Below are 26,532 nucleotides of genomic sequence, written 5' to 3'. Positions count from 1 at the left end.
ACGCAATAACGGATTAATGACTCTGGTTGACTATAATACGAAGTGATACAACGAATAACTTACTCTGAATACTCATGATTAACTCCCTATATCCGATATAGATGATAATAAAAATTTAATATAATAAGAATTCTAGAATTTTTAACATGCAACTATTTAATAACAACGAACACGTTTTAACGATATACAATAAATCTATTAGCTTACTCATTGGTAAAGATTTTACTGAGCAGCGCAATGGAAAAATTATAGTGTCTGAAAATCAAGACAGCGAACAACTCAATCGTCGTAGACAGTTATTAGCTATAGAAGAAGAAGCAAACAAAAACAAAATTATTGAAGCCCATGGACAAAATTATTTTAAAGCACAAGTCATGGAGCAGTTTTTTACCAAAGTAAACGAACAAGTTAACGCCCTATTTGATAATAAAGATAGTCTGTATAACGACATTCTAAAAATTGAAGAAGCAGGCCCGTCGGTACTCGAGCTTTTATGTTTAAAGGCAACCTCAATTAAGCGTATTGCGCCATTAATTAACTCACTTCCATGGTTATCAACAGAAGTTGTTAGTTTAGTGAATAAGCCTCAATATAGAAAACGTGCTGACGTACAAGTTAGTGATGCAAATTTAGCATTAAGCTATATCGGTTTAGATAACCTTAAACTTGTTATGCCAACCTTTATTTTAAAACATTGGCTACCTAGTACCACCTCCCCTTTCCCGTTACTTAAACGTAAACTATGGAACAACAGCCTTTCTATTGCACTCGCGTCATCAATACTTGCAGAACAAGAAGGGTTAGATAAATTTACCGCTTTTACTGCTGGTATGCTTAGTAATATAGGTTTATTAGCCGTGACTCGCTGTTGTTTACAAACTTATAATGAGCTACACCGAGTTAGCGTACAAAAAGCTTACGATAACAAAGATAAAAAACTACACGATGCGCTAGCTGAATTTGATTCATCACCTGAACTACTTTTAGCGCAGCTCACGTCTCAAAGTGACAAAGTAACAGCTGATATGATTGAGTTGATGCGTTTTGATCGCTTACAAATAACTGAACCCCTATTTGATTTAGCATATACCACTGAATATAAAAACTTGTCTCCTATGGCTAAAGTGGTCGCACAGGCAAAAACATTTGTTGCTTTTCGAAGCTTAGCTAAAGAAGAGTTAATATCAAAAGACGAAACTAAAGCCCTATTCGCCTCAGTAAAAATGACCTCAAAAAGCATTACTTTGTTAAATAAAAGCGATATTGATCACATAAAACTAATTTTTAAGTAAAAATATATTATTTTTTTTTGACTATTTATCACAATTATAAAACTTAGATAAATTCAACACGAATTTCAGTACCACAGCTGAATGGGAAATATTCCCATTCATTTACCCAGATATAGTTATTCATTTAAAATGAATAAAACCCTCCAAGCGCTTATTTTAAAAGGCTTTGAAGCATTTTATACAAGACAACCTGAAAATTTCCTGCCATAATAACTTCACTAAATAGGCTAAACTTTGTACCAAACTGATTAGCCAGTTTCTATACTTGTATTAATCGACACTTGTATTAATTAACAATATAAAATCGACTGAATATCATCGAACCTTATTAAATGGCATAGCGCCAATAAAGTGGAGTAAGCAATGACAAATCAATTTCCAGTAAGTCGCCCATTATTTGACGAAGTAATGGTACCAAATTATGCACCTTCTGACGTAATTCCTGTACGTGGTAAAGGTTCACGTGTTTGGGATCAGAACGATCGTGAATTTATCGATTTAGCTGGCGGAATTGCTGTTACATGTTTAGGCCATTGCCACCCTGCACTTACATCAGCATTATTAGAGCAAGGTAATAAAATTTGGCATTTAGCCAATGTAATGACCAACGAACCTGCATTAAGACTCGCTAAAAAATTAGTGGATGCCACTTTTGCAGAAAAAGTATTTTTTACTAATTCAGGTGCAGAATCAAACGAAGCAGCATTTAAACTTGCTCGTCGTTGGGCATTAGAAGAATACGGTGCTGAAAAATCGCAAATTATTGCTTTTAAACAAGGTTTCCATGGTAGAACTTTTTTTACCGTTACTGTTGGTGGACAAGAAGCTTACTCAGATGGCTTCGGTCCTAAGCCTGGTAATATCAGCCATGCTGAATATAACAATCTTGATAGCCTTAAAGCGCTTATTTCAGACAAAACATGTGCTGTTGTAATGGAACCTCTACAAGGCGAAGGTGGAGTTATTTCTCCTACAACTGAGTTTGTAAATGGTGTTCGTGAATTATGTGACCAACACAACGCGTTATTAATTTTTGACGAAGTACAAACAGGTGCAGGTAGAACAGGCGATTTATTTGCCTATATGGGACTTAATGTAACTCCAGACATTTTAACTAGTGCAAAATCTCTAGGCGGTGGCTTCCCTATTGGTGCAATGTTAACCACAACAGCAATAGCAAAACACTTAAAAGTTGGTACGCACGGTAGTACATACGGTGGCAACCCATTAGCTTGTGCAGTAGCCGAAGCAACGTTAAATACCATTAATACCCCTGAAGTATTGCAAGGTGTTAAAGACAAAGCTCAATTAATTGTGAATTCACTTAACGCCATTAACGCCAAATACAATGTATTCTCTGAAATCAGAGGTAAAGGCTTACTTATTGGTGCCGTATTAAATGAAAACTACGCAGGCAAAGCAAAAGACTTTTTAAACGCGGCAATGGACGAAGGAGCAATGGTATTAGTTGCAGGCGCAAACGTGATACGTTTTGCCCCTTCATTAGTGATACCTAATGAAGATATTATTGAAGGCTTAGCTCGCTTTGAAAAAGGCATAGCAAAACTCACTAAGTAGTTACATTTTAAAATACCAACAACAACATAACTTTTGTTGCTATAACCCACTTAACCTCATACTTATAGAGAGTTAAGTGGGTTAATCAAACACATTGCCATATTAATATAGCAATGGATCCATGACGTTATTTCACCAAGCTAAATATTTGTAGAGTTATTATTATGATCATTGTGCGCCCTATTCAACAACGAGATTACGATGCCCTATATCGTATCGCTGAAGAATCTGGACATGGTTTCACGTCCTTACCCGTAAATGAAGCCTTGTTAAAACAGCGTATTGAATCTGCTGAAGAATCATTCAAAAAAGAAGTTTCAAAGCCAGGTACTGAAGGCTACTTGTTTGTAATGGAAGATACAGAAACAGGCGACGTTGTAGGTACAAGTGGTATTGAGGCAGCAGTAGGGTTAGAGGATACTTTTTACCACTATCATTTAGGTAAAATAGTACACAGCTCAAGAGAACTTAATATATATAACACAGTAGAAACACTAACCTTATGTAATGACTACACCGGTGCTTCTGAAATTTGTACTTTATTTTTAAGTGAAAGTCACCGTAAAAATAAAAATGGTCGATTCTTATCAAGAGTGCGATTTTTATTTATGGCTGAACATCAAGAGCGCTTCGCCGAAACCGTTATCGCCGAAATGAGGGGTGTTTCAGACGACAGTGGTCGTTCCCCTTTCTGGGATTGGTTAGAAACTCACTTTTTTTCAATGGACTTTCCTACCGTCGATTACTTAACGGGAATAGGTAAGAAATCATTTATTGCTGAGCTTATGCCTAAATACCCTATTTACGTGAATTTACTGAGTAAATCGGCACAAGAAGTAATTAATCAAGTTCACAATAAAACTGTACCCGCATTAAAACTATTGGAAGCTGAAGGCTTCTGTCGCCGTGGTTATGTTGATATTTTTGACGCTGGCCCAACAGTGGAAAGCCAACTTAACAGTATTAAAACTATTAATGACAGCAAAAGGCATCAAGTCATTATCGGTGATGTAGATAGCGAAAATAACTATATTATTTGTAATACCAAGATCGAAAATTTTGTTGCTGTACAAGCAGCCATTAATTTTCAAGAAAAAACAAATCATGTGATTATTTCTGCAAGTACAGCACAAGCTTTACAGGTATCTGAAGGTGATTTGGTTCGCCTAGTAGAAAATTAAAAAACAATTATTAAAGCAAGTAACACATTTAAATAAACTTAATATTTCACAAAATAAAAACGACCTTTTAAAAGGTAATGAGGAACTAGCATGTCGCAAGCAATACAATTAATTAATGGCCAATGGCAAGAAGGCCTTGGCCATCAAGTTTCATCATTAAATCCGGCTAAAAATGAAGTCATCTGGCAAGGTAAATCAGCTTCACAAAGCCAAGTAAACGAAGCAGTGTTAAGTGCTCGTACTACTTTTGAATCTTGGGCTGATTTAACAGTAGATGATCGCCTAGTTGTTATTAATAAGTTTGGTGAATTACTCGCTGAAAACAAAGAAAGCTTAGCGCATACCATTGCTTTAGAAACAGGCAAACCTCTTTGGGAAACACGTACTGAAGTAGGCGCTATGATTGGTAAAATTAATATATCAATTAAAGCTCACGAAGAAAGAACAGGTACCGTTGAAAACCCTATGCCCGGCGCAAAAGCTTTTATACGCCATAAACCTCATGGTGTGGTTGCAGTATTTGGTCCTTATAATTTCCCTGGACATTTACCTAACGGACATATAATTCCAGCACTTATCGCAGGAAACACGCTTGTATTTAAACCAAGTGAACTAACACCAAAAGTAGCAGAAGAAACTGTAAAACTTTGGCTACAAGCGGGATTACCCAAGGGCGTGATTAACTTAGTTCAAGGTGAAGTTGAAACAGGTAAAGCACTAGCAAGCCATCCGCAAATAGACGGACTGTTTTTTACAGGCAGTTCAACTACAGGCCAATTATTGCATGAGCAATTTGGTGGTCAGCCAGGTAAAATTTTAGCCTTAGAGATGGGTGGTAATAATCCATTAATTGTTAAAGATGTTGCCGATATTAACGCCGTTGTTCACGACATCATTCAGTCAGCGTTTATATCAACAGGCCAACGCTGTACATGTTCACGACGCTTGTTCATAGAAAGCAATGCAGCTGGCGATGCTATTTTAGAAAAATTAATTGCATCAACTCAAGCCATTAAAATTGGTTACTTTGATGATGAAGAACAGCCTTTTATTGGCTCAATGATCTCAGAAAAAGCGGCCTTAAGTTTAGTTGCGGCTCAAACTCAATTACTTGAATTAGGTGGTAAAGCATTATTAGAAATGAAACACCTTGAAGTAGGTACAGGTTTTATTTCTCCGGGTATTATTGATGTAACAAACGTTACTAATATGCCAGACGACGAGCACTTCGGCCCCTTATTAAAAGTATACCGATACTCTGACTTAGATGCTGCAATTAATGAAGCGAATAATACCTCATTCGGTTTATCTGCAGGTTTATTGTCAGACAGCGAAGAAACCTATCAACACTTCTTCCGGAGAATTCGTGCAGGTATTGTGAACTGGAACAAGCCGCTTACTGGCGCCAGCAGTGCAGCACCGTTTGGTGGTATTGGAGCAAGTGGTAACCATAGAGCAAGTGCTTATTATGCCGCTGACTACTGTTCTTACCCTGTTGCTTCTGTTGAAGCAGAAAAAGTAAGTTTACCAGCAACATTAAGCCCAGGTATCACAATCAAATAAACGTTATTTATCATTTTTACGAAAAATAAAAGTAATGAAAGCAAGCAACCCCATTAAATTAGCTGGGATCCGTCCCAGCTTTTTCAAGAGTATCGATCAACTTTAGCCGTAACTTTATGGCGAATTAAACACACCTATCATTTATTATTTACATAGCTAAATGCGTAACCCTTTATTATAAAAAAACGCATAAAAATGTGCTTATAACGCCACTAATTTAACCATTCATTTGTTATAACGTATTTTATAGGATAATAATCATGACACAAAACAACGTAGCAGCAGTAAAAACACTATTTACCCACATCTGGAATAACTACCTAGAAGTTACACCTTCAGCTTTAAAAATTCACGACCTGTTAGGCTCAGGTAATGATTTAATTAACGACCATGTCGCTTACAGAACCTTTAATACATCAAAAGTGAACATTGCAAAGCTCGCTTCTCATTTAACCGCTCTAGGTTATAAAGAATGTGGCGAATACCACTTTGATGCTAAAAAGCTTTACGCCAAACATTTCGAACATACAGACAGTACATTACCAAAGGTTTTTATTAGCGAACTGCTCGTAGAAAAATTTCCACAACCTATACAAGATATTATTAATAAAATGGTTGATGCTGTAGATTCAGATTCAATTAATCAAAGTAGCTTTTTATACTCAGGAACACACTGGCAAGTAAGTTATGCTGAGTACCAAACATTGTTAGCAGAAAGTGAATATGCCGCTTGGATGTCCGCATGGGGTTACCGAGCGAATCATTTCACAGTAAGTATAAATCACTTAGCAAAATTTAATGATATTGAAAGTGTGAACACCACTGTTAAACAGGGTGGATTCCCTTTAAATACATCTGGAGGCGAGATCAAAGGTGATAAAACAGTTATGCTAGAACAATCATCAACTATCGCTGACAAAGCCGAAGTAGTATTTACTGATCAAACAGTATTAATTCCAAGTTGTTTTTATGAATTTGCTAAAAGATACCCAATGTCTAATGGTAAACTATATACAGGTTTTGTTGCTGCATCTGCTGATAAGATATTTGAAAGTACTAATGCTGAATAATCAACTAGCCATTAAAGTACTAAAGATTGCTATATTCCTCAAATATTGAATATAGAAACCTAGCATGAACAGATTTATTAAAGGATAAACTTTGAATATTACTGAAATTGGAAATAGCGTTTTAAAAGATGTACAAACTAGAAACTACAAAAGTGCTGCAAAAAAAATTCAATACCTTTTAGATTCTAACGCTGATCTTAAAGAAAAATGGGGGGGGATAACTCGTCTAGCTGTAACAATAGGTGAATTCCAACAAGCTAAAACTGCTAGCCAAAAGTTTCTAGAACTTGCTCCAAATGAACCTCACCGGATTATTCAATGTGCTGCTATATTAGCAGAGATAAGGCAAGCAGATACTGCTATTAACATGGTTCTTCCTCTTTTAGAAAAAAATAGAACGCCCGACGTTTTGCATTTTTTAGGAACTGTTTACACACAAATTGGGCAAGTAGACTTAGCTAAAAAATACCTTATAGAACTTTTAGAAAAAAAACCTAATTCAGGTATATCTTGGTTAACCCTATCCGCAATTCATCACTTTGATGAACAAGAAGCATTATTTACGCAATTAAATGTAATTCAAAACACCCAAACTCAAGTGGCTCCCTATTGGTTTGCTTTAGGGAAAGCATGTTTAGATATAGGCGATGAAAAATTAGCTTTTTCACACTTTAAAAAAGCTAACCAACTAATGAGAAATACTAAGTATATCCCAAGCCAACACCGGAAATTTATTGATGAAATAATTGAAAACCAAAATAGACAATTTTTTGAAAATATAGTACCTATAGAGAAAAGTGATAAAGCCGATCCGATCTTTCTAATTGGTCTTCCTCGCAGTGGAACAACTTTACTTCAACAAATACTTAGCTCACATAGTAAATTGAATGACGGCGGTGAATTTAAATGTTTAAACTACCCCACTTCAGAAGTTGGACAATCTTATATTAACAATTCAAATAACTTAGATAGCGAAGAACAAAAACATTTATTTAATAAAATCAGAACTGATTACTTTTATTATTTAGAGCAACAACTTGATTCAACAACCCCCTGTATAGATAAGTCATTAGACCTAAACCACCATATTGGTGTTATTACAAAATCGTTTCCTAAAGCCCCTATCATCCGAATTGTCAGAGATTCAAAAGATACAGCCTGGTCATGCTACAGAGCTTTTTTCAACCAAGGAATATCTTGGAGCTATGATTTAGAAAGTATTGCAGAATACTTTTATCATGAAAATAGATTAGCCGAACATTGGTCAAATATACTAAGTAACAGGATCCTTGAAGTTTCATACGAAGAACTTGTTAACTATCCAACAGAAACATTAACAAAATGCTTAAACTACATAGATCTAACATTTGAAAAGGAAATGTTATCTTTTTATAAAATGAAAAGCTTAGTACAAACATCTAGTGTGAAACAAGTAAGAAATCCTATTAATACAGACTCTGTGAATAGCGCCCAAACTATCACTGAAGAACTTAGTGCTTTTACGACTCGGTACGAATTATTATCAAACCAGAAATAATTATTTATATTAACTTAAGTTTATCAACCCCCATTATTTATGCGAACGCTCGGTATTATTTAATTTATAGGAGTAATCACTTTCTAAACCCATTAAATAAAACATGCTAACAACTCCCTGCTAAGCTAACCATTTGAAATATAATATTTCAGATATAAAAAATGCCGTTCACAATAAAGAGAACGGCATGACTTAGTGGATTATATTATCAACAAAAATTAAAACGTTGCTGATACACTAAAACGAACATAACGTGGTGTTTGATATGATGATGCAAGTCCATATGTAGGATTATGTTCACCAAAGTCAGCTCCTGTTACAGGATCTGAGCCGTCTAAACGCTCATTAATCTCATTTAGTTGGGTAGCTTTATCATTATTAGTTACGTTAAAGATATCTGCACGGAACATTATATCGTTTCCTTCCCAGTCAAGATTATAGGTAGCTGATAAATCTAATGTCCATGTGTTAGGTGTACGCCCTTCTGAACCGCGTGAAACCAACTCCCCATCTTTAACAAATGATTCAGCACCGTAATAAGATGCAAACACATCTGTCGGGTGATAACCAAAAGAGTTTCTAGGGCGACCAGTGGTAAAGTTAAAGTTAGCACCAAGGTTTAAGTTTTCAATAACTTGGTATGAACCAGAAATTTTAACTTGGTGACGACGATCGTTAGGTAAATTACCGTTAGCGCCATCAGTTAAGCCAGGTTGATCGAAGTTTGTTGTTAAACCCGCATCGTCTTGATCATTATCAGAACGAACAGAACCTTCTGTATTACCCCAACTATGTGCCCAAGTATATGTAGCATTCATCATCCAGACATCATCCCAGGCACGGTGTAATGTAAAGTCAACAGCAGCATACTGTCGTTCAGCTACTGGGTATCGTAAAATATCAGCAGGTATTGTATATGTATCAAAAGGTACTGGACCATCACCGTCAGGATCAGTCGTAATCGTCACATCTTGACCTGGATTTGTTAATACATAATAATGGAAACCACTACATTGAGTACAAGTTTCGCCAGGGAATTCTGCTTCAATGTAATCAGTGAAACCTTTATCAATTGCAATATCTTCTAATGAACTTGCTAATTTACGATAAGTACCTTTAACACCAAAACTCCAAGAATCATTTATTACGTGTTCAAAACCTAATATATACTCTTCTTGATACATAGGTTCAATATCCGCGTTAACAGATTCTCCGGTTGATTTTTGAGTTCCATCACCAAATACTTGTAAAGTACCTTCGCTACCAGCCACTACATTTGGAGTATAGTCCTCATTAATACTTTCAACAGCAAAAGTTTGTCTTGTGTATGTTTCGTCACCAGCAAGACGTATATTAGTATTAGTAGCTACAGGTAGATAATATTGACCATAGTTAGCAAAAACTTTAGTTGTACCTTCTCCACCAATATCCCAACTAACACCTAATCTTGGAGCCCATTGGTCAGTTACATCAACAAATTTTTCACCTGACTTGTTATAGTTTTCAAATGATTCATTTCTCAAACCAATTCGAGCTACGATATTATCAGTTACTTGCCATGTATCTTCGATATAATAAGCAAAACTTTCAGTTTCGAAGTCACCTTCGTTAAGATATATCTCTTCACGAACTTTCCCACAATCGAGTATATTATTTGCTAAAGCAACAGAATCACAATCTTCGTAACGATATGCTACCCCACCTGCACGCTGAGTATTTTCTGTAGCTTCCATTTTTTCATAATCGATACCAAAGCGAAGCGTATGATCATCATGCACGTACCAATCAACATCAAATCGATAAGCTGTACGTTTATCTTCTTGAAGAGTAGGTGTTGTACGACCATATTGACCGAATTCTTTATTTGAAAAACGTTCATAAACTGCTGGCTTATCACCAAAAGGGTTAGAACCTACATTTAAATCACTATAATTAGCGTTATTCACTGAGTATTGAGCACTAATAGTTAAGTCATCAGTCAAAATACCTGTATATTTAAGACCGTAAGTTGATCCACCACGTTTTCTTACATACTCACCTAAATCAGAAAGTTCAGTTTTCGTATCATGGTTATACTCTACTGCTTCGACATCTAGATCTGATCCGTTATCCCAAGCTGTTAATTCTAAAATATGATCATCTGTAATATACCAATCTATTTTAGCAGCATATAGAGTTTCACTTGACTCTCCATACAACATTCTATTTGTAGAAACAGCATCTTGATCAACGCCATCCCTTTGAGTGTCTTTTTGATTCAATAAACCAAAAAAGAAAAGTTTATCTTCTATCAACGCACCACTTGCCCAAATATTATAATTATTCTCACCAATATCTGTGCGGCTATTCACATCATAATACTCTGTACCTGTATCAGCTATGTCTGTAGCATCTGTACGTTTTGTATCTGGAGCTTTAGCTCGAAGTGACGATGGTTGAAAGTATGCACTTACGCCCCATTTGAACTCATTACTACCACTTTTAGTTTTAGCGTTAACAACACCACCTGTAGAACGACCAAATTCAGCCGAATAGCCACCAGTTTTAACTTCAAAGGACTCATACATTTCAAATGGTAATTCAGAACCACCTAAGCCATTCCTGAAATTAGTAACATTGATATCATTTATATAGTAAGTATTTTCACCAACAGAAGAACCACCAAAAGAGGCATTATTACCGTCACCGAAATCATCATCCCCTTTCACTGTTCCAGGCGCTAATAAAGCAATCGATGTTACATCTCTAGCGACAGGTACTTTATTAATAAAATTTAAGTCAACTACCATGTTTGCTTCGCTTGAACTAACATCAATAGCAGAAACAGCTGAACCACTAACGGTAATTCGTTCAACATCACTAGTTTCAAATGTTAAATCAATATTTGTTTTACCAGATGGTTTCACATGCAAATCATCTTGCTTAACAACTAGAAAACCATTTTTTTTAGCTTCCATTGTATATACGCCACTGGGTAGCAATGGAAACTTGAAATTACCATCTGCATCAGATGTCGCTGTTCGAGTTAAACCAGTATCATTGTTTGTGATAGAAATTTCTACATTTGCTAATACTTGACCAGAACCTGTAACAGAATGACCCGCAACAAACCCATCACTTGCAATAGCAGGTAACGTAAGACCTAGCGATAGTGTAACGGCGACAGCAGTTACCGACCTTTTAAACGTTTTAGATAAATTATTTTTCATGTTTATAGTTCTCTTTGGACTAGAAATAAAATTATTATAATTAGATTTTTGCGATCTATAACTAAGTTACAAATCGTAACAACTCCGACATCTTTCCGTGAAGACAAGGCTAATTCAATTTTTTTGAGACGAAAGCGCAATTAAATACGATTAAAATAAATGATAATTTCAACATATTGTTTTAACTAGTTTTTCGCATTTTAACTCGATTAACAGCAAAAACACATGACTAACTTTACATTGACTAATCTTCTCATATCTTTTAGTTTGATTAATATTACAAGACATACTTTCTTACATTGCTCACCTCAGTTTTCTATTAGGTGAGCAACATGTATTTTTAATACGTACTTAACTATAGCTTAAATTTTTAATTATATGGTCACAGACAAAAACGGCTACATAGATTTAATTCAATACTTAACTGAACATTTAAGTTTATTTGAAAACATGCCACCGCTACATCATTCCACCTCACCTTCTATCATTGAAACAATTGAAGAAGAATTAGGCGATCAAATTATAAGTGTTTGCTTTCAAAACAACAACTTAACATTCAATGAACGTAATACGATTGTTCGTGAAGTCGATTCAATTTTATATGACCTTGAAGAAATACTATCTGCAGTAATAAATAATCCTATAACCACTGAACAATTATCATTTATTAAAGAATTTGCACTCTTAATAAAAAATCTATTTGATAGTGAAATTAACTCTAGATAATTTCCAATTCCAATAAAGGAACCTAATGAATACTGTAGTAAAATGGGCAAAGGATGAATTATTTGTTGGTTATACAGAATCAGGCCATTCCATTTTGATGGATGCTAATAATGGTAAATTAGCCCCAACGCCATTAGAGAATGTATTAATATCTCTTGGGGGATGCTCATCTGTCGATGTAGTAAGTATTTTAAAAAAGGCTAAACAGGATATACATGCTTGTGAAGTTGTAGTTGAAGGTACACGAGTAAACTCCGTTCCTAGATTATTCTCAGATATTCACTTAACATTTTTTATCGCGGGTACAAACATTAATGAGAAACATGTAGAACGAGCAGTTGCTTTATCTGCTGATAAGTATTGTTCTGTTGCATTAATGTTGAACAAATGCGTTAATATTACACATAGTTTTGAAATTAAATCAGCTTAACTTGAGTTGAAAAGCTTGAGCTTATAAATCACTCATCCAATCTAATTGCTTATTTGCTTTGTCTTTTTTACGCATAATCTCTTGAATAAGTGGTGTTAACAATAATTCCATAGCTAACCCCATCTTACCGCCCGGCACAACAAGTGTATTAACTCGAGACATGAATGCTCCATCAATCATATTAAGGTAATAAGGAAAATCGACCTTAGTCCCTTCTCTGAACCTAATAACAACAAAACTTTCATCCAGTGTAGGAATGGCTTTTGCGCTAAAAGGATTGGACGTATCTACTGTAGGTACACGCTGAAAGTTAATATGCGTGCGTGAAAACTGCGGTGTAATGAATGATATGTAATCTTCCATACTTTTTACAATACTTGCTGTAACAGCCTCTCTAGTATGACCCCTTTGGTTTGTATCTCTAACTATTTTCTGAATCCATTCTAGATTAACAATGGGTACCATGCCAATAAGTAAGTCTACATGCTGTGCTACATCATTCTTTTCTGTTACTACACCACCGTGAAGGCCTTCATAGAAGAGTAAATCTGTTCCTTCACCTAATTCTTCCCAAGGTGTAAAAGTGCCCGGCATTTGGTTATAAGGTACAGCCTCATCGAAAGTATGCAAATACCTTCTCATTTTACCTTTACCCGTTTCAGAGTAATCTTTAAACAAGTTTTCTAACGCATCAAAATCATTAGCTGTATCACCAAAGTAGCTGATATTACGTTTATCTTCTCTCGCTTTTCTTTTTTCTAAATCCATTTCTTGTCTGGAATAGCGATGGAAGCTATCCCCTTCAACTTTAGCCGATGAAATGCCTAAAGAACGAAAAATATGTTCAAAAGAATCTGTTGTTGTAGATGTACCAGCACCAGATGATCCAGTAACAGCTATTATAGGGTTTCTTGACGACATAAATGGTATCCAAAAAAAGGTCGGTATTTGTTATACGAATAAAACTTTGTGGGGTCAAGCTATCGGAGGAAAATTATTAAATTTTTAATAATAAAAAACGGAGCCTAAGCTCCGTTTTTAACGTAAAAACATCTCAAAAATAGAGTTATGCTTCTACAGCTTCTTCAACAATCTCAGCATCTTCAATTACTGGACGATCTACAAGCTCTACATAAGCCATTGGTGCTTTATCACCAGTACGGAATCCACACTTTAAAATACGTGTATATCCACCTGGACGTTCTTGGTAACGAGCACCAAGTTCGTTAAATAAAATACCTACAACTTCTTTATCACGTGTGCGAGCAAATGCCAAACGGCGGTTTGCTACACTGTCGGTTTTGGCCAATGTAATTAGTGGCTCAACAACGCGACGTAATTCTTTAGCTTTAGCAACAGTCGTTTTAATAACGCCGTGTTTTACTAAAGAACTTGCCATATTGCGGAACATCGCCTGGCGATGACTGCTATTACGGTTTAACTGGCGACCGCTTTTACGATGACGCATAAGTTAATCCTTATCTCAACTATTTAAAAAACAATGATCGAATTAGTCGTTATCAGCAATGCTTTCAGGTGGCCAGTTTTCTAGGCGCATACCTAGAGACAAACCACGAGATGCTAATACGTCTTTAATTTCAGTTAATGACTTCTTACCTAAATTAGGCGTTTTAAGAAGCTCAACTTCAGCACGTTGTACTAAATCACCAATATATTGAATCGCTTCTGCTTTTAAACAATTAGCAGAACGAACAGTTAGTTCTAAGTCATCTACAGGACGAAGTAAGATCGGATCGAAAAGAGGTTTCTCTTCTTTCTGCTCTACTTCAGTCACATCACGTAATTCTACAAACGCATCTAGCTGTTCAGCTAAAATTGTTGAAGCGCGACGGATAGCTTCTTCTGGATCTAATGTACCATTAGTTTCCATATCTAGAACTAATTTGTCCAAATCTGTACGTTGTTCAACACGTGCAGAATCAACATCATAAGCAATTCTTACAACGGGGCTAAAAGACGCGTCTACTAATAAACGGCCAATAGCACGATCGTCTTCCTCGGCATCGCGACGTGCTGAAGCAGGTACATAACCTCTACCCATTTCAACTTTAATTCGCATATTTACTGAACCATCACCTGTTAAATTACAGATTACATGTTCTGGATTTGCAATTTCTACATCACCATCATGTTGAATGTCAGCAGCCGTTACAGGGCCTTCACCGGACTTAGTTAAAGTAAGAACGGCTTCATTTTTGCCTTCTAAACTTATCGCTAGTCCTTTAAGGTTAAGCAGTATTTCAATGACGTCTTCTTGAACACCTTCTTTACTGCTGTACTCATGAAGTACGCCGTCGATTTCTACTTCTGTTACGGCACAACCCGGCATAGAAGATAAAAGGATGCGGCGTAACGCATTACCTAAAGTGTGACCAAAACCACGTTCTAATGGCTCTAAAGTTACCTTTGCTCTAGTTGAGCTAAGTGTTTCAATATCTACCAATCGTGGTCTAAGGAATTCGGTTACAGAACCCTGCATTATGTCCTCTCTTAAAGTGCAACTTTACTTAGAGTAAAGTTCAACAATCAACTGTTCATTAATTTCGGCAGATAAATCTGAGCGATCAGGGATGCGTTTGAAAACACCTTCTAATTTCTTGTTATCTACTTCAACCCAAACTGGCTTCTCACGTTGTTCAGCTAATTCCAAAGCAGCGATAATACGCGCTTGAGATTTAGACTTTTCACGTACAGAAACTACATCTTCGGCTTTTACAGTGAAAGATGGAATATTAACAACAACACCGTTAACTGTAATAGCTTTATGGCTTACAAGTTGACGAGCTTCAGCTCGAGTACTTGCATAACCCATACGGTATACAACGTTGTCTAAACGTTTTTCTAAAAGTTGTAATAAGTTTTCACCTGTATTACCTTTTAGACGTGCCGCTTCTTTATAGTAGTTGCGGAACTGTTTTTCAAGAACACCGTATATACGACGAACTTTTTGTTTTTCACGAAGCTGAATACCATAATCAGAAAGGCGACCTTTACGTGCGCCGTGCTGACCTGGAACCATTTCGAATTTACATTTAGTGTCAATTGCTCTTACACCGCTTTTAAGGAATAAATCTGTTCCTTCGCGACGACTAAGCTTTAACTTAGGACCTAAATATCTAGCCATTTTCTTTCTCCAACATTCCTAAAAAAAGTGCAATTAAACGCGACGTTTCTTAGGAGGACGACAACCATTATGAGGAATAGGTGTAACGTCAGTAATGTTGGTGATTTTAAAACCAGCAGCATTTAAGGCACGGATAGCAGATTCTCGACCTGGACCTGGACCTTTAACGAACACTTCAATATTCTTCAAACCAAACTCTTGTGCAGCTTTACCCGCACGATCTGCAGCAACTTGTGCAGCAAATGGAGTAGATTTACGTGAACCACGGAAACCTGAACCACCAGCAGTCGCCCAAGATAAAGCATTACCTTGTCGATCTGTAAGAGTCACGATTGTGTTGTTGAAAGATGCATGGATATGAGCCATGCCATCAGCAACTTGTTTTTTTACGCGTTTACGCGTACGTACAGGTGTTTTAGCCATTGTCTAGTTCCTCTTACTTCTTAATTGGCTTACGAGGACCTTTACGTGTGCGCGCATTAGTTTTAGTGCGTTGACCACGTAGAGGAAGACTGCGACGGTGGCGAATACCACGGTAGCAACCTAAATCCATAAGACGTTTAATATTCATTGAAACTTCACGGCGTAAATCACCTTCAACGGTGAATTTATCCACTTCAGCACGAAGCAAGTCAATTTGAGCTTCGTCCAATTCACTGATCTTAGTTGTTTCTGCAATACCTGCACCAGCACAAATTGACTTTGCGCGAGTTGCTCCGATACCGTAGATCGCAGTAATGGCGATTACTGCATGCTTACGATCAGGGATGTTAATGCCAGCGATACGGGCCACTAACACATCTCCTATTCTTAATTAAAATTACATCAGGTTGAAAAGCCCGTTAGGATACTCAACCCGTCTCTTTCTTGCAATCGAAGCGGCATTATACAGAGTTATCTGTATAATGCTACTGCTAAAGATTTAGCCTTGACGTTGTTTATGCTTAGGTTCACTACAAATAACGCGAACAACACCAGCACGCTTAACAACTTTACAATTACGACAAATCTTTTTTACGGATGCACGAACTTTCATCTTACTACTCCGTTATATAAACGTAAGCTAATCTTACTTGCCATAGCCTTTAAGATTAGCTTTCTTAAGTACATTATCATATTGATGAGACATCATATGTGTTTGCACTTGGGCCATAAAATCCATAATTACAACAACTACTATAAGTAGAGATGTTCCGCCAAAGTAAAAATTGACGTCCCAAGCGATAATTATAAACTGAGGTACTAAACAGATGAAGGTAATATACAACGCACCAGCTAAGGTTAAACGTGTCATTACTTTATCTATATATTTTGACGTTTGTTCACCAGGACGAATCCCAGGAATAAACGCACCTGATTTTTTCAAGTTATCAGCTGTTTCACGCGGATTAAAAACAAGAGCCGTGTAAAAGAAACAGAAGAATATAATCGCTGCTGCTAACAACATTACATACAATGGCTGTCCTGGAGACATCGCGATTGAAACTTCTTGTAAAAAGTCTGCAACCATTCCTTCACCCTGACCAAACCAACTTGCAAGTGTTCCTGGGAACAAGATTATACTTGAAGCAAATATTGGCGGAATTACACCTGCCATATTTACTTTCAACGGTAAATGCGTACTTTGTGCAGCAAAAACCTTACGGCCCTGCTGACGCTTTGCGTAGTTAACAACGATACGTCGTTGACCACGCTCTACAAATACAACGAAAAAAGTAGTAGCAAATACAATAACACCAATAAGTAATAATACTAATAAGTGCAATTCACCTTGACGCGCCATTTCTGCCGTTTGACCAACAGCTGATGGCATACCTGCAACAATACCAGCAAAAATTAGAACCGAAATACCGTTTCCGATACCGCGTTCAGTAATTTGCTCACCTAACCACATTAAGAACATGGTACCAGTAACCAAACTTACTACTGCCGCGAAATAGAAACCTATTCCTGCATTCATCACTAAACCTGGCATCATACCGGGTAAGCTTTTTGCTATTGCTATAGATTGTACAATTGCAAGTACTAAAGTACCGTAGCGAGTATATTGACTGATTTTACGACGTCCAGCTTCACCTTCTTTCTTTAATTCTGCCATTGCTGGGTGAATAACCGTTAGCAATTGCATAATGATTGAAGCTGAAATGTACGGCATAATACCTAAAGCCAATACAGAGGCACGCTCAAGAGCACCACCGGAGAACATGTTAAACATTTCTACAATGGTACCCTGTTGTTGTTCAAACAACTGAGCTAATACAGCGGCGTCAATACCAGGAATCGGCACAAATGATCCTAAACGGAAAACTATAAGTGCTCCGAATACAAACCATAATCTTTGTTTAAGCTCAGACAATCCGCCTTGCGCTTTGTTATCCATACCTGGTTTAGCCATAGCCTGTACTATTCCTCGATTTTTCCGCCAGCAGCTTCAATAGCTGCACGTGCGCCTTTAGTAACACTTAAACCACGAACCGTTAGAGGTTTTGTGATTTCACCAGAAAGCATGATTTTTGCTGTTTTGATGTTACGTGTAATTAAGTTTGCATCTTTTAAAGTAAAGATATCAACCACATCACCTGTGATTGTGTTTAGCTCATGTAAACGTACTTCAGCGTGAACTAAAGATTTACGTGATGTGAAACCAAACTTAGGTAAACGTTGTTTCAATGGCATTTGACCGCCTTCAAAACCAGGACGTACACTACCGCCAGAACGAGATTTCTGACCTTTGTGACCACGACCACCTGTTTTACCAATACCAGAACCTATACCACGACCACAGCGCTTTTTAGCTTTCTTTGCACCTGGTGCAGGAGATAAAGTATTTAAATGCATTATTAATCCTCCACCTTAATCATGTAAGACACTTGGTTAATCATACCGCGTACAGATGGAGTATCTTCTAACTCTACTGTATGACGAATACGACGTAATCCAAGACCTTTTAAAGTAGCTCTATGTTTAGGTAAACGACCTATAGAACTTTTTACTTGAGTTATTTTAACTGTTTTAGCCATGCTCAATTACCCCAAAATGTCTGAAACGCTTTTGCCACGTTTAGCTGCAACAGCTTCCGGCGAATGCATATTCGCAAGAGCAGATACAGTAGCGCGAACTACGTTAATTGGGTTAGTAGAACCGTATGCTTTTGACAATACGTTCTGTACGCCTGCAACTTCAAGTACTGCACGCATCGCGCCACCGGCGATGATACCTGTACCTTCTGAAGCTGGTTGCATGTAAACCTTAGAACCAGAATGACGACCCTTGATAGGATGTTGAAGAGTAGTACCCTTCAGATCAACTGTTACTAAGTTACGACGAGCCTTTTCCATTGCTTTTTGAATTGCAGCAGGCACTTCACGTGCTTTACCGTAACCAAAACCAACGCGACCGTTGCCATCACCAACTACTGTTAGTGCAGTGAAACTGAAAATACGACCACCTTTAACCACTTTTGAAACACGGTTAACTGCGATTAACTTTTCAGCTAAATCACTTTGTTGTGAGTTTTCTTGATTAGCCATCATCAACCCCTAGAACTGTAGACCAGCTTCACGAGCTGCATCTGCTAACGCTTTTACGCGACCATGGTAACGAAAACCTGAACGGTCAAAGGCAATAGTAGTAATACCTTTAGCTACTGCACGTTCTGCAATTGCTTTACCTACAGCTATAGCTGCTTCAACGTTACCTGTTTTTTCTAACTGAGCACTTAATTCTTTATCTAAAGTAGACGCTGCTACAATAACTTCAGAACCTGTTGGTGCAATCAATTGCGCGTAAATGTGGCGAGGAGTACGGTGAACGACTAAACGATTCGCACCCAGCTCGCTAATTTTTGCACGGGCGCGTTTAGCGCGGCGCAAACGAGATGTTTTCTTATCCATCGTATTACCCTACTTCTTCTTAGCTTCTTTACGACGAACATTTTCGTCTAAATAACGTATACCTTTACCTTTATAAGGCTCTGGCTTGCGGTATTCACGAATGTTCGCTGCAGTTTGACCAACTAAATGTTTATCAGCACCTTTCAGTGTGATTTCAGTTTGGCTAGGAGTTTCAACAGTTATTCCTTCTGGAATAGCGTGGTCAACCGGATGTGAAAAACCAAGAGATAAGTTTAAGTTCTTACCCGCAGCTTTTGCACGGTAACCAACACCGTTTAAAACTAGTTTCTTTTCAAAACCTTTACTTACACCTTCAACCATATTGTTGATTAAAGAACGTGCAGTACCGGCTTGAGCCCAAGCAGCTTTATCTTCACTTACTACACCCGTTGTAATAGTGTTATCTTCATAAGATACCGCTACTAAACTATGGATAGTACGTGAAAGTTCACCTACAGGACCTTTTACTTTAATGTCTTGACCAGATAACGTAATAGTAACGCCAGCAGGTACTTGGACAGGTGCTTTTGCAACACGAGACATAGTTCTGCTCCTTACTCTACGAAACCGAGGATTTCGCCACCAAGACCCGCAGTGCGAGCGGCGCGATCAGTCATAAGACCTTTAGAAGTTGATACAATCGCAATACCCATTCCCGCTAATACTTTAGGTAACTCGTTAGCACCTTTGTATACACGAAGACCAGGACGTGAAACACGTTTGATTGTTTCGATTACTTCTTTACCTTCAAAATATTTCAAAGTAACAGCAAGTTCAGGTTTTGCTTCGCCTGATACTGAATACTCTGAGATGTAACCTTCTTCTTTAAGTAAGTTAGCAATTGCTACTTTAACCTTAGAAGATGGCATTGTTACTGCAGTTTTAGCTGCAGATTGACCGTTGCGGATGCGTGTAAACATGTCCGCGATAGGATCAGTCATCATAACCATTTACTCCCGTGAATTACCAACTAGCTTTCTTAAGACCTGGAACTTCACCACGCATAGTTGCTTCACGCAACTTAATACGGCTTAAGCCGAATTTACGTAAGTATCCATGTGGACGACCAGTAATATTACAACGATTACGTTGACGACTACTGCTTGAATCACGAGGTAAACTTTGAAGTTTCAATACCGCATCCCAACGTTCTTCTTCAGAAGAATTAACACCTGAGATGATTTTTTTCAACGCTGCACGCTTTTCAGCATACTGAGTTGTAAGCTTAGTTCTTTTAGCTTCACGAGCTTTCATTGACGATTTAGCCATAACTCTACACCTTTTTCTTAAATGGGAAGTTGAAAGCAGTCAATAAAGCATGACCTTCTTCGTTATTCTTCGCACTCGTAGTGATAGTGACATCTAATCCACGAATTTTATCGATTTTATCGTATTCGATTTCCGGGAAGATAATTTGTTCACGTACACCCATGCTGTAGTTACCACGACCATCGAATGACTTAGGATTTAAGCCACGAAAATCGCGAATACGTGGAATAGAGATAGAAATTAAACGCTCTAAAAATTCCCACATACGCTCACCGCGTAGAGTTACTTTTGTGCCTATAGGATAGCCTTCACGAATTTTGAAGCCCGCAACTGATTTGCGTGCTACTGTCGTGACCGGCTTTTGACCTGAGATTGCAGTAAGATCATTCGTGGCGTGTTCTAATACCTTTTTATCAGATATAGCTTCACCAACACCCATGTTAAGGGTGATCTTTTCAATCCGAGGGACTTGCATGACACTTTTGTAAGCAAATTGCTTTTGCAATTCAGCTACAACTGTATCTTTGTAAAAATCATGCAGTTTCGCCATCGTTTACTCCAATTAAATTAATTCGTTATTAGATTTGAAAAAACGTACTTTCTTTCCGTTTTCATCTCTAAAACCAACACGATCCGCTTTCCCAGTAGCTGGGTTTAAAATCGCAACGTTGGAAACATTTAAAGGTGCTTCTTTTTCAACAATCCCACCAGGCTGCTGTAACTGAGGTACAGGCTTAGTGTGCTTTTTGATCAAGTTAATACCTTCAACAAATACTTTGCTTTCTTCTACAAGAACTTTGGTTACTTTACCAGTTTTGCCCTTGTCTTTTCCTGCAAGTACGATTACTTCATCATCACGACGAATTTTAGATGCCATTATCGTGACTCCTTAAAGTACTTCTGGTGCAAGTGAAACAATTTTCATGAACTTTTCATTACGAAGTTCACGTGTCACAGGACCGAAAATACGAGTACCAATTGGTTGTAAGTTAGCATTTAACATTACAGCCGCATTTTCATCAAAACGGATGGTAGAACCATCTGAACGACGAACACCTTTCTTAGTGCGCACCACTACTGCAGTAAGAACATCACCTTTTTTAACTTTACCGCGAGGATTTGATTCCTTCACTGCAATTTTAATGATATCACCAATGCGTGCGTAGCGACGGTGCGAACCACCAAGAACCTTTATACATTGTACACGTCGAGCGCCGCTGTTATCAGCTACGTTCAATTGTGATTGCATTTGGATCATTTAATATGTCTCCGCTAAATTATCTTATAAAAGATTAAATTCAAGGCCAGAAATTTGACCCGTCACTGCCTTCTAAATCCCACTCACAACGAGCGGGCGCGAGATTATAACACCAGAGGTTAAAAAGTGATACCTTAAATTAAGAAAAAATAAACAACACGGTATAGATAGGTATTACATCTTTAGATATAGGGGCTTGCATAAGAATTTTTAATTCAATATATGTTATTCAAGTCAGTTAACTCATTTATATTTTTGAATTAACTGTGTTCTCTCACGATTATTTCTATATATAAAATCAAGTTGTTGAAGTTTTCTTTTCCAAAACTTAGTTTTAATTTTAATATCATGAGGTTTCATTGCAGCAATATCACTTGCTAAACTAAGATCAGGAGCAAAAGGATATGGCAGAAGAGCAAATAATTCTATGTTCTTTTCCCACCAGTATTGTAAATCAATATCTATTGGGCGCCCAAATTGAGCAGAATTGAGTAATAATTTTTTTGCTCCTGAATATGAAACGGCTTGTGCGCATGTTCCTGCCATCGCTTTATTGAATAGTACTAAATGCATATTATTAATTGGTTGGCTAAATGCTATATTTCTTGTTCTTTTTTTATAAGTCGCTAATTTTATATAATCCCACTCGAAATCTATCCGATTTAAAGTAGAAATAGTTTTATTGATATTCCCCTCTATTGCAAAATCATCTTCTAGAATGATGGCATATTCGATTTTATCATCTACAATTTTTTGCCAAACTTTACGGTGACTTAAATAACACCCTATTTCCCCGCGTGTAAGTTCTTTATGGTATTCCTTGTTATTTTTCTTTTTACAATAATGTTTTTGTATTTCATCACTGACTAATTCTTTACCGTCAACTGCTGAGATACGTTCAAATTTAAACCCACAATCCTTCAACTGTGACTCACTTGATTTTAAACGATCAAGCGAACGGTCTAAATTGATAACAAATATAGCGGGAACTTTCATATAAAAGGCCTATTTTAAATTTAAGGCACATTTCTACAAAGATGGATAAAATATCACTAAATTAACAAAATCAGTTATACCCATTTCAGCAAAAAGTAGGTCTTTATTTAATAAACGAGACATTTCTTTTTAACTTGCCTGTAGAAGCCATAATCCAAAAGAAACATGATTTAAGGATCTTTCGTTGCTTGATTATATTGACCACAACGTTAATTTTTAGTGACAGAATAAAGTCATTTTAATGAATTTGAATTTATAGGCATAAAAAAACCCTATCAAATAAATGATAGGGTTTTTTATGTAACTTCTTAACGTTAATTATCTAAACGATAGATTACGCTTTAGTGATAACGTCAACCAATGTCCAGTTTTTAGACTTAGAGATTGGAGCACATTCACGAATAGTTACTACATCACCTGCTACACATTGGTTAGTTTCATCATGCGCTTTCAACTTAGTTGAACGAGTGATGAATTTACCGTACATAGGATGCTTAACACGACGCTCAATCAGGACAGTGATAGACTTATCCATTTTGTCACTGATAACACGACCTTGTAGTGTACGAACTTTAACTTCGCTCATTACTTACCTGCCTTTTCAGTTATGATAGTCTTAACACGCGCGATATTACGGCGTACTTGTCTAAGCAAGTGAGTTTGCGCTAATTGACCAGTGCTTGCTTGCATGCGGTAATTAAACTGCTCGCGAAGTAAGCCTAATAATTCAGCGTTTAGCTCTTCAATGCTTTTATTTTTAAGTTCACTAGCTTTCATTACATCACCGTTCTAGTTACGAAGGTTGTTTTGAATGGCAGTTTAGCAGCTGCTAATGCAAATGCTTCACGTGCTACAGATTCAGGAACACCTTCCATTTCATAAAGAACACGACCAGGAAGAATTTGACATACCCAATATTCCACTGAACCTTTACCTTTACCCATACGAACTTCTAATGGTTTTTTAGTAATTGGCTTATCAGGAAATACACGGATCCAAATTTTACCTTGACGTTTAACGTGACGAGTCATAGCTCGACGAGCTGCTTCAATTTGACGTGCAGTCATACGACCACGCTCAAGTGATTTCAACCCGAAAGTACCGAAGCTAACAGCGCTACCAGTGTGTGCAAGACCACGGTTACGCAGTTTAAATTGCTTACGGAATTTAGTACGTTTTGGTTGTAACATTACTTATTCCTCTACTTAGGCTTGCGGTTGTTCTTTCTTTTAGGCTTAGCAGCTGGTTGCTCTGCTTGTAATGGCATATTGCCAATAATTTCGCCTTTAAAGATCCAAACTTTAACACCGATAATACCATAGGTAGTATTAGCTTCAGCTGTTGCGTAATCGATATCAGCACGTAAAGTGTGTAATGGAACACGACCTTCACGATACCATTCAGCACGAGCAATTTCTGCTCCGCCTAAACGACCGCTCACTTGAACTTTTATACCTTTAGCACCTAAACGCATTGCATTTTGTACTGCACGCTTCATAGCGCGACGGAACATAACACGACGTTCTAATTGACTTGTGATACTCTCAGCAACTAACTGTGCATCCATTTCTGGCTTACGTACTTCAGCGATGTTGATTTGAGCTGGAACACCAGCAATTTTCGATACTTGTAAACGTAATTTTTCTACGTCTTCGCCTTTCTTACCAATAACAACACCTGGACGAGCCGTGTGAATTGTTACGCGGATAGATTTAGCTGGACGTTCAATTACAACTTTAGATAATGAAGCACGTTTTAACTTTTCAGTTAAGTATGCACGTACCAAATGGTCACCGTGCAAATTAGCAGCAAAATCTTTATTACTTGCAAACCAAGTAGACGCGAAAGGTTTCGTGATACCTAGGCGTATACCGTTTGGATGTACTTTTTGACCCATACTAATATCTCCTAGCTATCAGATACAATCACAGTAATGTGGCTTGTACGCTTAATTATACGATCGGCACGGCCTTTCGCACGAGGTCTAATACGCTTCATTGTTGGACCATCGTCAACCATAATAGTTTTTACGATAAGTTCATCAATATCTGCACCTTCGTTATGCTCAGCATTAGCAATTGCTGAATCAAGTACTTTTTTAACTAACACTGCAGCTTGTTTATTGCTGTATGTTAATATTTCAAGCGCTTTTTCAACATGTAAGCCGCGGATTTGATCCACAACTAAACGTGCTTTTTGAGCAGAACCACGGGCAAATTTATGTTTAGCAATAGCTTCCATCTAATTTCCCCTTATCTTTTCGCTTTCTTATCCGCAACATGGCCGCGGTAAGTACGAGTTGGTGCAAATTCTCCTAATTTGTGACCGATCATTTCATCAGTTACAAATACAGGGACGTGTTGACGGCCATTATGGACAGCTATGGTCAATCCGATCATATTAGGTATGATCATTGAACGACGAGACCAAGTTTTAATTGGCTTTTTATTCCCGCTTTCCAGAGCTTTCTCTACCTTCGTCAACAAGTGCAGGTCTATAAATGGACCTTTCTTGAGAGAACGTGGCATGGTGAATCCTCTTTACTTAGTTAGTACTATTTAGTACGACGACGTACGATAAATTTATCGGTACGCTTGTTTGAACGAGTCTTGTAACCCTTAGTTGGTACACCCCAAGGTGATACCGGATGACGACCGCCTGAAGTTTTACCTTCACCACCACCGTGTGGATGGTCTACTGGGTTCATAGCAACACCACGAACAGTAGGACGAACACCGCGCCATCTTGAAGCACCAGCTTTACCCAAAGAGCGAAGCATGTGCTCAGAGTTACCAATCTCGCCTAGAGTAGCACGACAATCAGACTCAATTTTACGCATTTCACCAGAACGTAAACGTAATGTTACATACGCACCGTCTTTAGCTACTAATTGAGCATATGCACCAGCTGCACGTGCGATTTGAGCACCTTTGCCTGGTTTAAGTTCAATTGCGTGTACAACACTACCTAAAGGAGTATTGCGTAATGGTAATGTATTACCTGGCTTAATTGGAGCATCTACACCTGACTGGATAACATCACCAGCAGTTAGGCCTTTTGGAGCCAATATGTAACGACGCTCACCATCTGCGTATAATACAAGTGCAATGTTAGCAGTACGATTTGGATCATATTCCAAACGTTCAACTTTTGCAGGGATACCATCTTTAGTACGTTTAAAGTCAATCAAACGATAGTGTTGCTTATGACCACCACCGATATGACGTACTGTAATACGACCGTTATTGTTACGACCACCAGACTTTGATTTAGTATCAAGTAATGGTGCGTAAGGCTTACCTTTATGCAACTCGGCGTTAACCACTTTAACTAAGTGGCGACGACCCGGAGAAGTAGGTTTACATTTTACTATAGCCATTTTTAA

35 protein-coding genes are annotated in these 26,532 nt (G+C 37.5%); 8 read left to right on the top strand and 27 right to left on the bottom strand.

Going from position 1 to position 26,532, the window contains the following annotated elements; genetic code table 11:
- Positions 1–146: 146 nt before the first annotated feature.
- The 6 genes from AC0L5Q_RS15945 to AC0L5Q_RS15920 all read left to right on the top strand — a co-directional run bounded on the left by AC0L5Q_RS15945 (position 147) and on the right by AC0L5Q_RS15920 (position 8,221).
- A complete protein-coding gene (locus AC0L5Q_RS15945; protein WP_473611133.1) occupies positions 147–1,292 on the top strand; it encodes an HDOD domain-containing protein in 1,146 nt (381 codons plus the stop codon).
- A gap of 363 nt (positions 1,293–1,655) precedes the next feature.
- Positions 1,656–2,870: an aspartate aminotransferase family protein gene (locus AC0L5Q_RS15940; protein WP_473611129.1), complete on the top strand. Its 1,215-nt coding sequence runs from the start codon at positions 1,656–1,658 to the stop codon at positions 2,868–2,870.
- Positions 2,871–3,034: 164 nt separating this feature from the next.
- A complete protein-coding gene (gene astA, locus AC0L5Q_RS15935; protein ID WP_473611126.1) occupies positions 3,035–4,051 on the top strand; it encodes an arginine N-succinyltransferase in 1,017 nt (338 codons plus the stop codon).
- Positions 4,052–4,141: 90 nt separating this feature from the next.
- A complete protein-coding gene (astD, locus tag AC0L5Q_RS15930) occupies positions 4,142–5,614 on the top strand; it encodes a succinylglutamate-semialdehyde dehydrogenase (protein ID WP_473611122.1) in 1,473 nt (490 codons plus the stop codon).
- A 260-nt stretch (positions 5,615–5,874) separates the two neighbouring features.
- Positions 5,875–6,684, top strand: a complete 810-nt coding sequence (locus tag AC0L5Q_RS15925) for a 2-oxoadipate dioxygenase/decarboxylase family protein (RefSeq protein ID WP_473611118.1) — start codon at positions 5,875–5,877, stop codon at positions 6,682–6,684.
- A gap of 91 nt (positions 6,685–6,775) precedes the next feature.
- Entirely contained in the window at positions 6,776–8,221 is a 1,446-nt protein-coding gene (locus AC0L5Q_RS15920; RefSeq protein WP_473611114.1) for a tetratricopeptide repeat-containing sulfotransferase family protein, read from the top strand.
- A gap of 218 nt (positions 8,222–8,439) precedes the next feature.
- On the opposite strand, the gene AC0L5Q_RS15915 is transcribed toward AC0L5Q_RS15920, so the two are convergent.
- Complete coding sequence (locus AC0L5Q_RS15915; protein ID WP_473611109.1) at positions 8,440–11,430, bottom strand: TonB-dependent receptor; 2,991 nt, start codon at positions 11,428–11,430, stop codon at positions 8,440–8,442.
- 378 nt (positions 11,431–11,808) lie between these two features.
- On the opposite strand from AC0L5Q_RS15915, the gene AC0L5Q_RS15910 reads away from it, so the two are divergent.
- Together AC0L5Q_RS15910 and AC0L5Q_RS15905 are read left to right on the top strand one after the other, a co-directional pair.
- Entirely contained in the window at positions 11,809–12,156 is a 348-nt protein-coding gene (locus AC0L5Q_RS15910; RefSeq protein ID WP_473611106.1) for a DUF3802 family protein, read from the top strand.
- A 25-nt stretch (positions 12,157–12,181) separates the two neighbouring features.
- Complete coding sequence (locus AC0L5Q_RS15905; protein WP_473611103.1) at positions 12,182–12,586, top strand: OsmC family protein; 405 nt, start codon at positions 12,182–12,184, stop codon at positions 12,584–12,586.
- 21 nt (positions 12,587–12,607) lie between these two features.
- Here the strand turns inward: AC0L5Q_RS15905 and AC0L5Q_RS15900 are convergent, their stop codons facing one another.
- From AC0L5Q_RS15900 to rplB, 26 genes are all read right to left on the bottom strand, one after another.
- Positions 12,608–13,507 (bottom strand): phosphoribulokinase, encoded by a 900-nt coding sequence (locus tag AC0L5Q_RS15900; protein WP_473611099.1) that lies wholly within the window; start codon positions 13,505–13,507, stop codon positions 12,608–12,610.
- Positions 13,508–13,652: 145 nt separating this feature from the next.
- A complete protein-coding gene (rplQ, locus tag AC0L5Q_RS15895) occupies positions 13,653–14,054 on the bottom strand; it encodes a 50S ribosomal protein L17 (protein WP_473611096.1) in 402 nt (133 codons plus the stop codon).
- Between the two features lie 42 nt (positions 14,055–14,096).
- Positions 14,097–15,086, bottom strand: a complete 990-nt coding sequence (locus AC0L5Q_RS15890; protein WP_473611091.1) for a DNA-directed RNA polymerase subunit alpha — start codon at positions 15,084–15,086, stop codon at positions 14,097–14,099.
- Positions 15,087–15,110: 24 nt separating this feature from the next.
- Positions 15,111–15,731 carry a 30S ribosomal protein S4 gene (gene rpsD / locus AC0L5Q_RS15885; RefSeq protein WP_076420863.1) on the bottom strand — a complete coding sequence of 207 codons (621 nt, stop codon included), beginning with the start codon at positions 15,729–15,731 and terminating at the stop codon, positions 15,111–15,113.
- A gap of 33 nt (positions 15,732–15,764) precedes the next feature.
- Positions 15,765–16,154 carry a 30S ribosomal protein S11 gene (gene rpsK, locus AC0L5Q_RS15880; protein ID WP_076420861.1) on the bottom strand — a complete coding sequence of 130 codons (390 nt, stop codon included), beginning with the start codon at positions 16,152–16,154 and terminating at the stop codon, positions 15,765–15,767.
- Positions 16,155–16,167: 13 nt separating this feature from the next.
- Positions 16,168–16,524, bottom strand: a complete 357-nt coding sequence (gene rpsM / locus AC0L5Q_RS15875; protein WP_077340487.1) for a 30S ribosomal protein S13 — start codon at positions 16,522–16,524, stop codon at positions 16,168–16,170.
- A 129-nt stretch (positions 16,525–16,653) separates the two neighbouring features.
- Complete coding sequence (gene rpmJ / locus AC0L5Q_RS15870; RefSeq protein ID WP_009839384.1) at positions 16,654–16,767, bottom strand: 50S ribosomal protein L36; 114 nt, start codon at positions 16,765–16,767, stop codon at positions 16,654–16,656.
- A gap of 33 nt (positions 16,768–16,800) precedes the next feature.
- Positions 16,801–18,126 carry a preprotein translocase subunit SecY gene (gene secY, locus AC0L5Q_RS15865; RefSeq protein ID WP_076420857.1) on the bottom strand — a complete coding sequence of 442 codons (1,326 nt, stop codon included), beginning with the start codon at positions 18,124–18,126 and terminating at the stop codon, positions 16,801–16,803.
- Positions 18,127–18,134: 8 nt separating this feature from the next.
- Positions 18,135–18,569: a 50S ribosomal protein L15 gene (gene rplO, locus AC0L5Q_RS15860; protein WP_473611077.1), complete on the bottom strand. Its 435-nt coding sequence runs from the start codon at positions 18,567–18,569 to the stop codon at positions 18,135–18,137.
- Positions 18,570–18,571: 2 nt separating this feature from the next.
- Entirely contained in the window at positions 18,572–18,751 is a 180-nt protein-coding gene (gene rpmD, locus AC0L5Q_RS15855) for a 50S ribosomal protein L30 (protein ID WP_076420853.1), read from the bottom strand.
- Positions 18,752–18,757: 6 nt separating this feature from the next.
- The gene (gene rpsE / locus AC0L5Q_RS15850; protein ID WP_076420850.1) at positions 18,758–19,261 is read right to left on the bottom strand and encodes a 30S ribosomal protein S5; all 504 of its coding nucleotides are present in this window, start codon (positions 19,259–19,261) and stop codon (positions 18,758–18,760) included.
- Positions 19,262–19,270: 9 nt separating this feature from the next.
- Complete coding sequence (rplR, locus tag AC0L5Q_RS15845) at positions 19,271–19,624, bottom strand: 50S ribosomal protein L18 (RefSeq protein ID WP_077340489.1); 354 nt, start codon at positions 19,622–19,624, stop codon at positions 19,271–19,273.
- Between the two features lie 9 nt (positions 19,625–19,633).
- Positions 19,634–20,167, bottom strand: coding sequence for a 50S ribosomal protein L6 (rplF, locus tag AC0L5Q_RS15840; protein WP_473611068.1), 534 nt, complete (start codon positions 20,165–20,167; stop codon positions 19,634–19,636).
- An 11-nt stretch (positions 20,168–20,178) separates the two neighbouring features.
- Positions 20,179–20,568, bottom strand: coding sequence for a 30S ribosomal protein S8 (rpsH, locus tag AC0L5Q_RS15835; protein ID WP_473611063.1), 390 nt, complete (start codon positions 20,566–20,568; stop codon positions 20,179–20,181).
- Between the two features lie 19 nt (positions 20,569–20,587).
- Positions 20,588–20,893, bottom strand: a complete 306-nt coding sequence (rpsN, locus tag AC0L5Q_RS15830) for a 30S ribosomal protein S14 (protein ID WP_077340493.1) — start codon at positions 20,891–20,893, stop codon at positions 20,588–20,590.
- Positions 20,894–20,897: 4 nt separating this feature from the next.
- Positions 20,898–21,443, bottom strand: a complete 546-nt coding sequence (gene rplE, locus AC0L5Q_RS15825) for a 50S ribosomal protein L5 (protein WP_076420839.1) — start codon at positions 21,441–21,443, stop codon at positions 20,898–20,900.
- Positions 21,444–21,455: 12 nt separating this feature from the next.
- Positions 21,456–21,770, bottom strand: coding sequence for a 50S ribosomal protein L24 (gene rplX / locus AC0L5Q_RS15820; protein ID WP_076420837.1), 315 nt, complete (start codon positions 21,768–21,770; stop codon positions 21,456–21,458).
- Positions 21,771–21,782: 12 nt separating this feature from the next.
- Positions 21,783–22,151, bottom strand: coding sequence for a 50S ribosomal protein L14 (rplN, locus tag AC0L5Q_RS15815; protein ID WP_070375069.1), 369 nt, complete (start codon positions 22,149–22,151; stop codon positions 21,783–21,785).
- A gap of 243 nt (positions 22,152–22,394) precedes the next feature.
- Positions 22,395–23,147 (bottom strand): glycosyltransferase family 25 protein, encoded by a 753-nt coding sequence (locus AC0L5Q_RS15810; protein ID WP_473611053.1) that lies wholly within the window; start codon positions 23,145–23,147, stop codon positions 22,395–22,397.
- 334 nt (positions 23,148–23,481) lie between these two features.
- Positions 23,482–23,733 (bottom strand): 30S ribosomal protein S17, encoded by a 252-nt coding sequence (rpsQ, locus tag AC0L5Q_RS15805; RefSeq protein WP_473611049.1) that lies wholly within the window; start codon positions 23,731–23,733, stop codon positions 23,482–23,484.
- Positions 23,733–23,924, bottom strand: coding sequence for a 50S ribosomal protein L29 (gene rpmC / locus AC0L5Q_RS15800; RefSeq protein ID WP_077340497.1), 192 nt, complete (start codon positions 23,922–23,924; stop codon positions 23,733–23,735). Before rpmC ends, rpsQ begins: the two co-directional genes overlap by 1 nt.
- Positions 23,924–24,337: a 50S ribosomal protein L16 gene (gene rplP, locus AC0L5Q_RS15795; protein ID WP_077340498.1), complete on the bottom strand. Its 414-nt coding sequence runs from the start codon at positions 24,335–24,337 to the stop codon at positions 23,924–23,926. Before rplP ends, rpmC begins: the two co-directional genes overlap by 1 nt.
- An 11-nt stretch (positions 24,338–24,348) precedes the next feature.
- Entirely contained in the window at positions 24,349–25,044 is a 696-nt protein-coding gene (rpsC, locus tag AC0L5Q_RS15790) for a 30S ribosomal protein S3 (protein ID WP_473611042.1), read from the bottom strand.
- An 11-nt stretch (positions 25,045–25,055) separates the two neighbouring features.
- Entirely contained in the window at positions 25,056–25,388 is a 333-nt protein-coding gene (gene rplV, locus AC0L5Q_RS15785; protein ID WP_077340499.1) for a 50S ribosomal protein L22, read from the bottom strand.
- An 11-nt stretch (positions 25,389–25,399) separates the two neighbouring features.
- On the bottom strand, positions 25,400–25,675 hold the full coding sequence (gene rpsS / locus AC0L5Q_RS15780; RefSeq protein ID WP_076420823.1) for a 30S ribosomal protein S19: 276 nt from the start codon (positions 25,673–25,675) through the stop codon (positions 25,400–25,402).
- Positions 25,676–25,701: 26 nt separating this feature from the next.
- Positions 25,702–26,526 (bottom strand): 50S ribosomal protein L2, encoded by an 825-nt coding sequence (gene rplB, locus AC0L5Q_RS15775; RefSeq protein ID WP_473611033.1) that lies wholly within the window; start codon positions 26,524–26,526, stop codon positions 25,702–25,704.
- Positions 26,527–26,532: the final 6 nt, after the last annotated feature.

The organism is Pseudocolwellia sp. G5-9 (genome assembly GCF_055808995.1).
The sequence above is the reverse complement of the archived record's forward strand: the minus strand, read 5'-3'. Positions and strand labels throughout refer to the sequence as shown.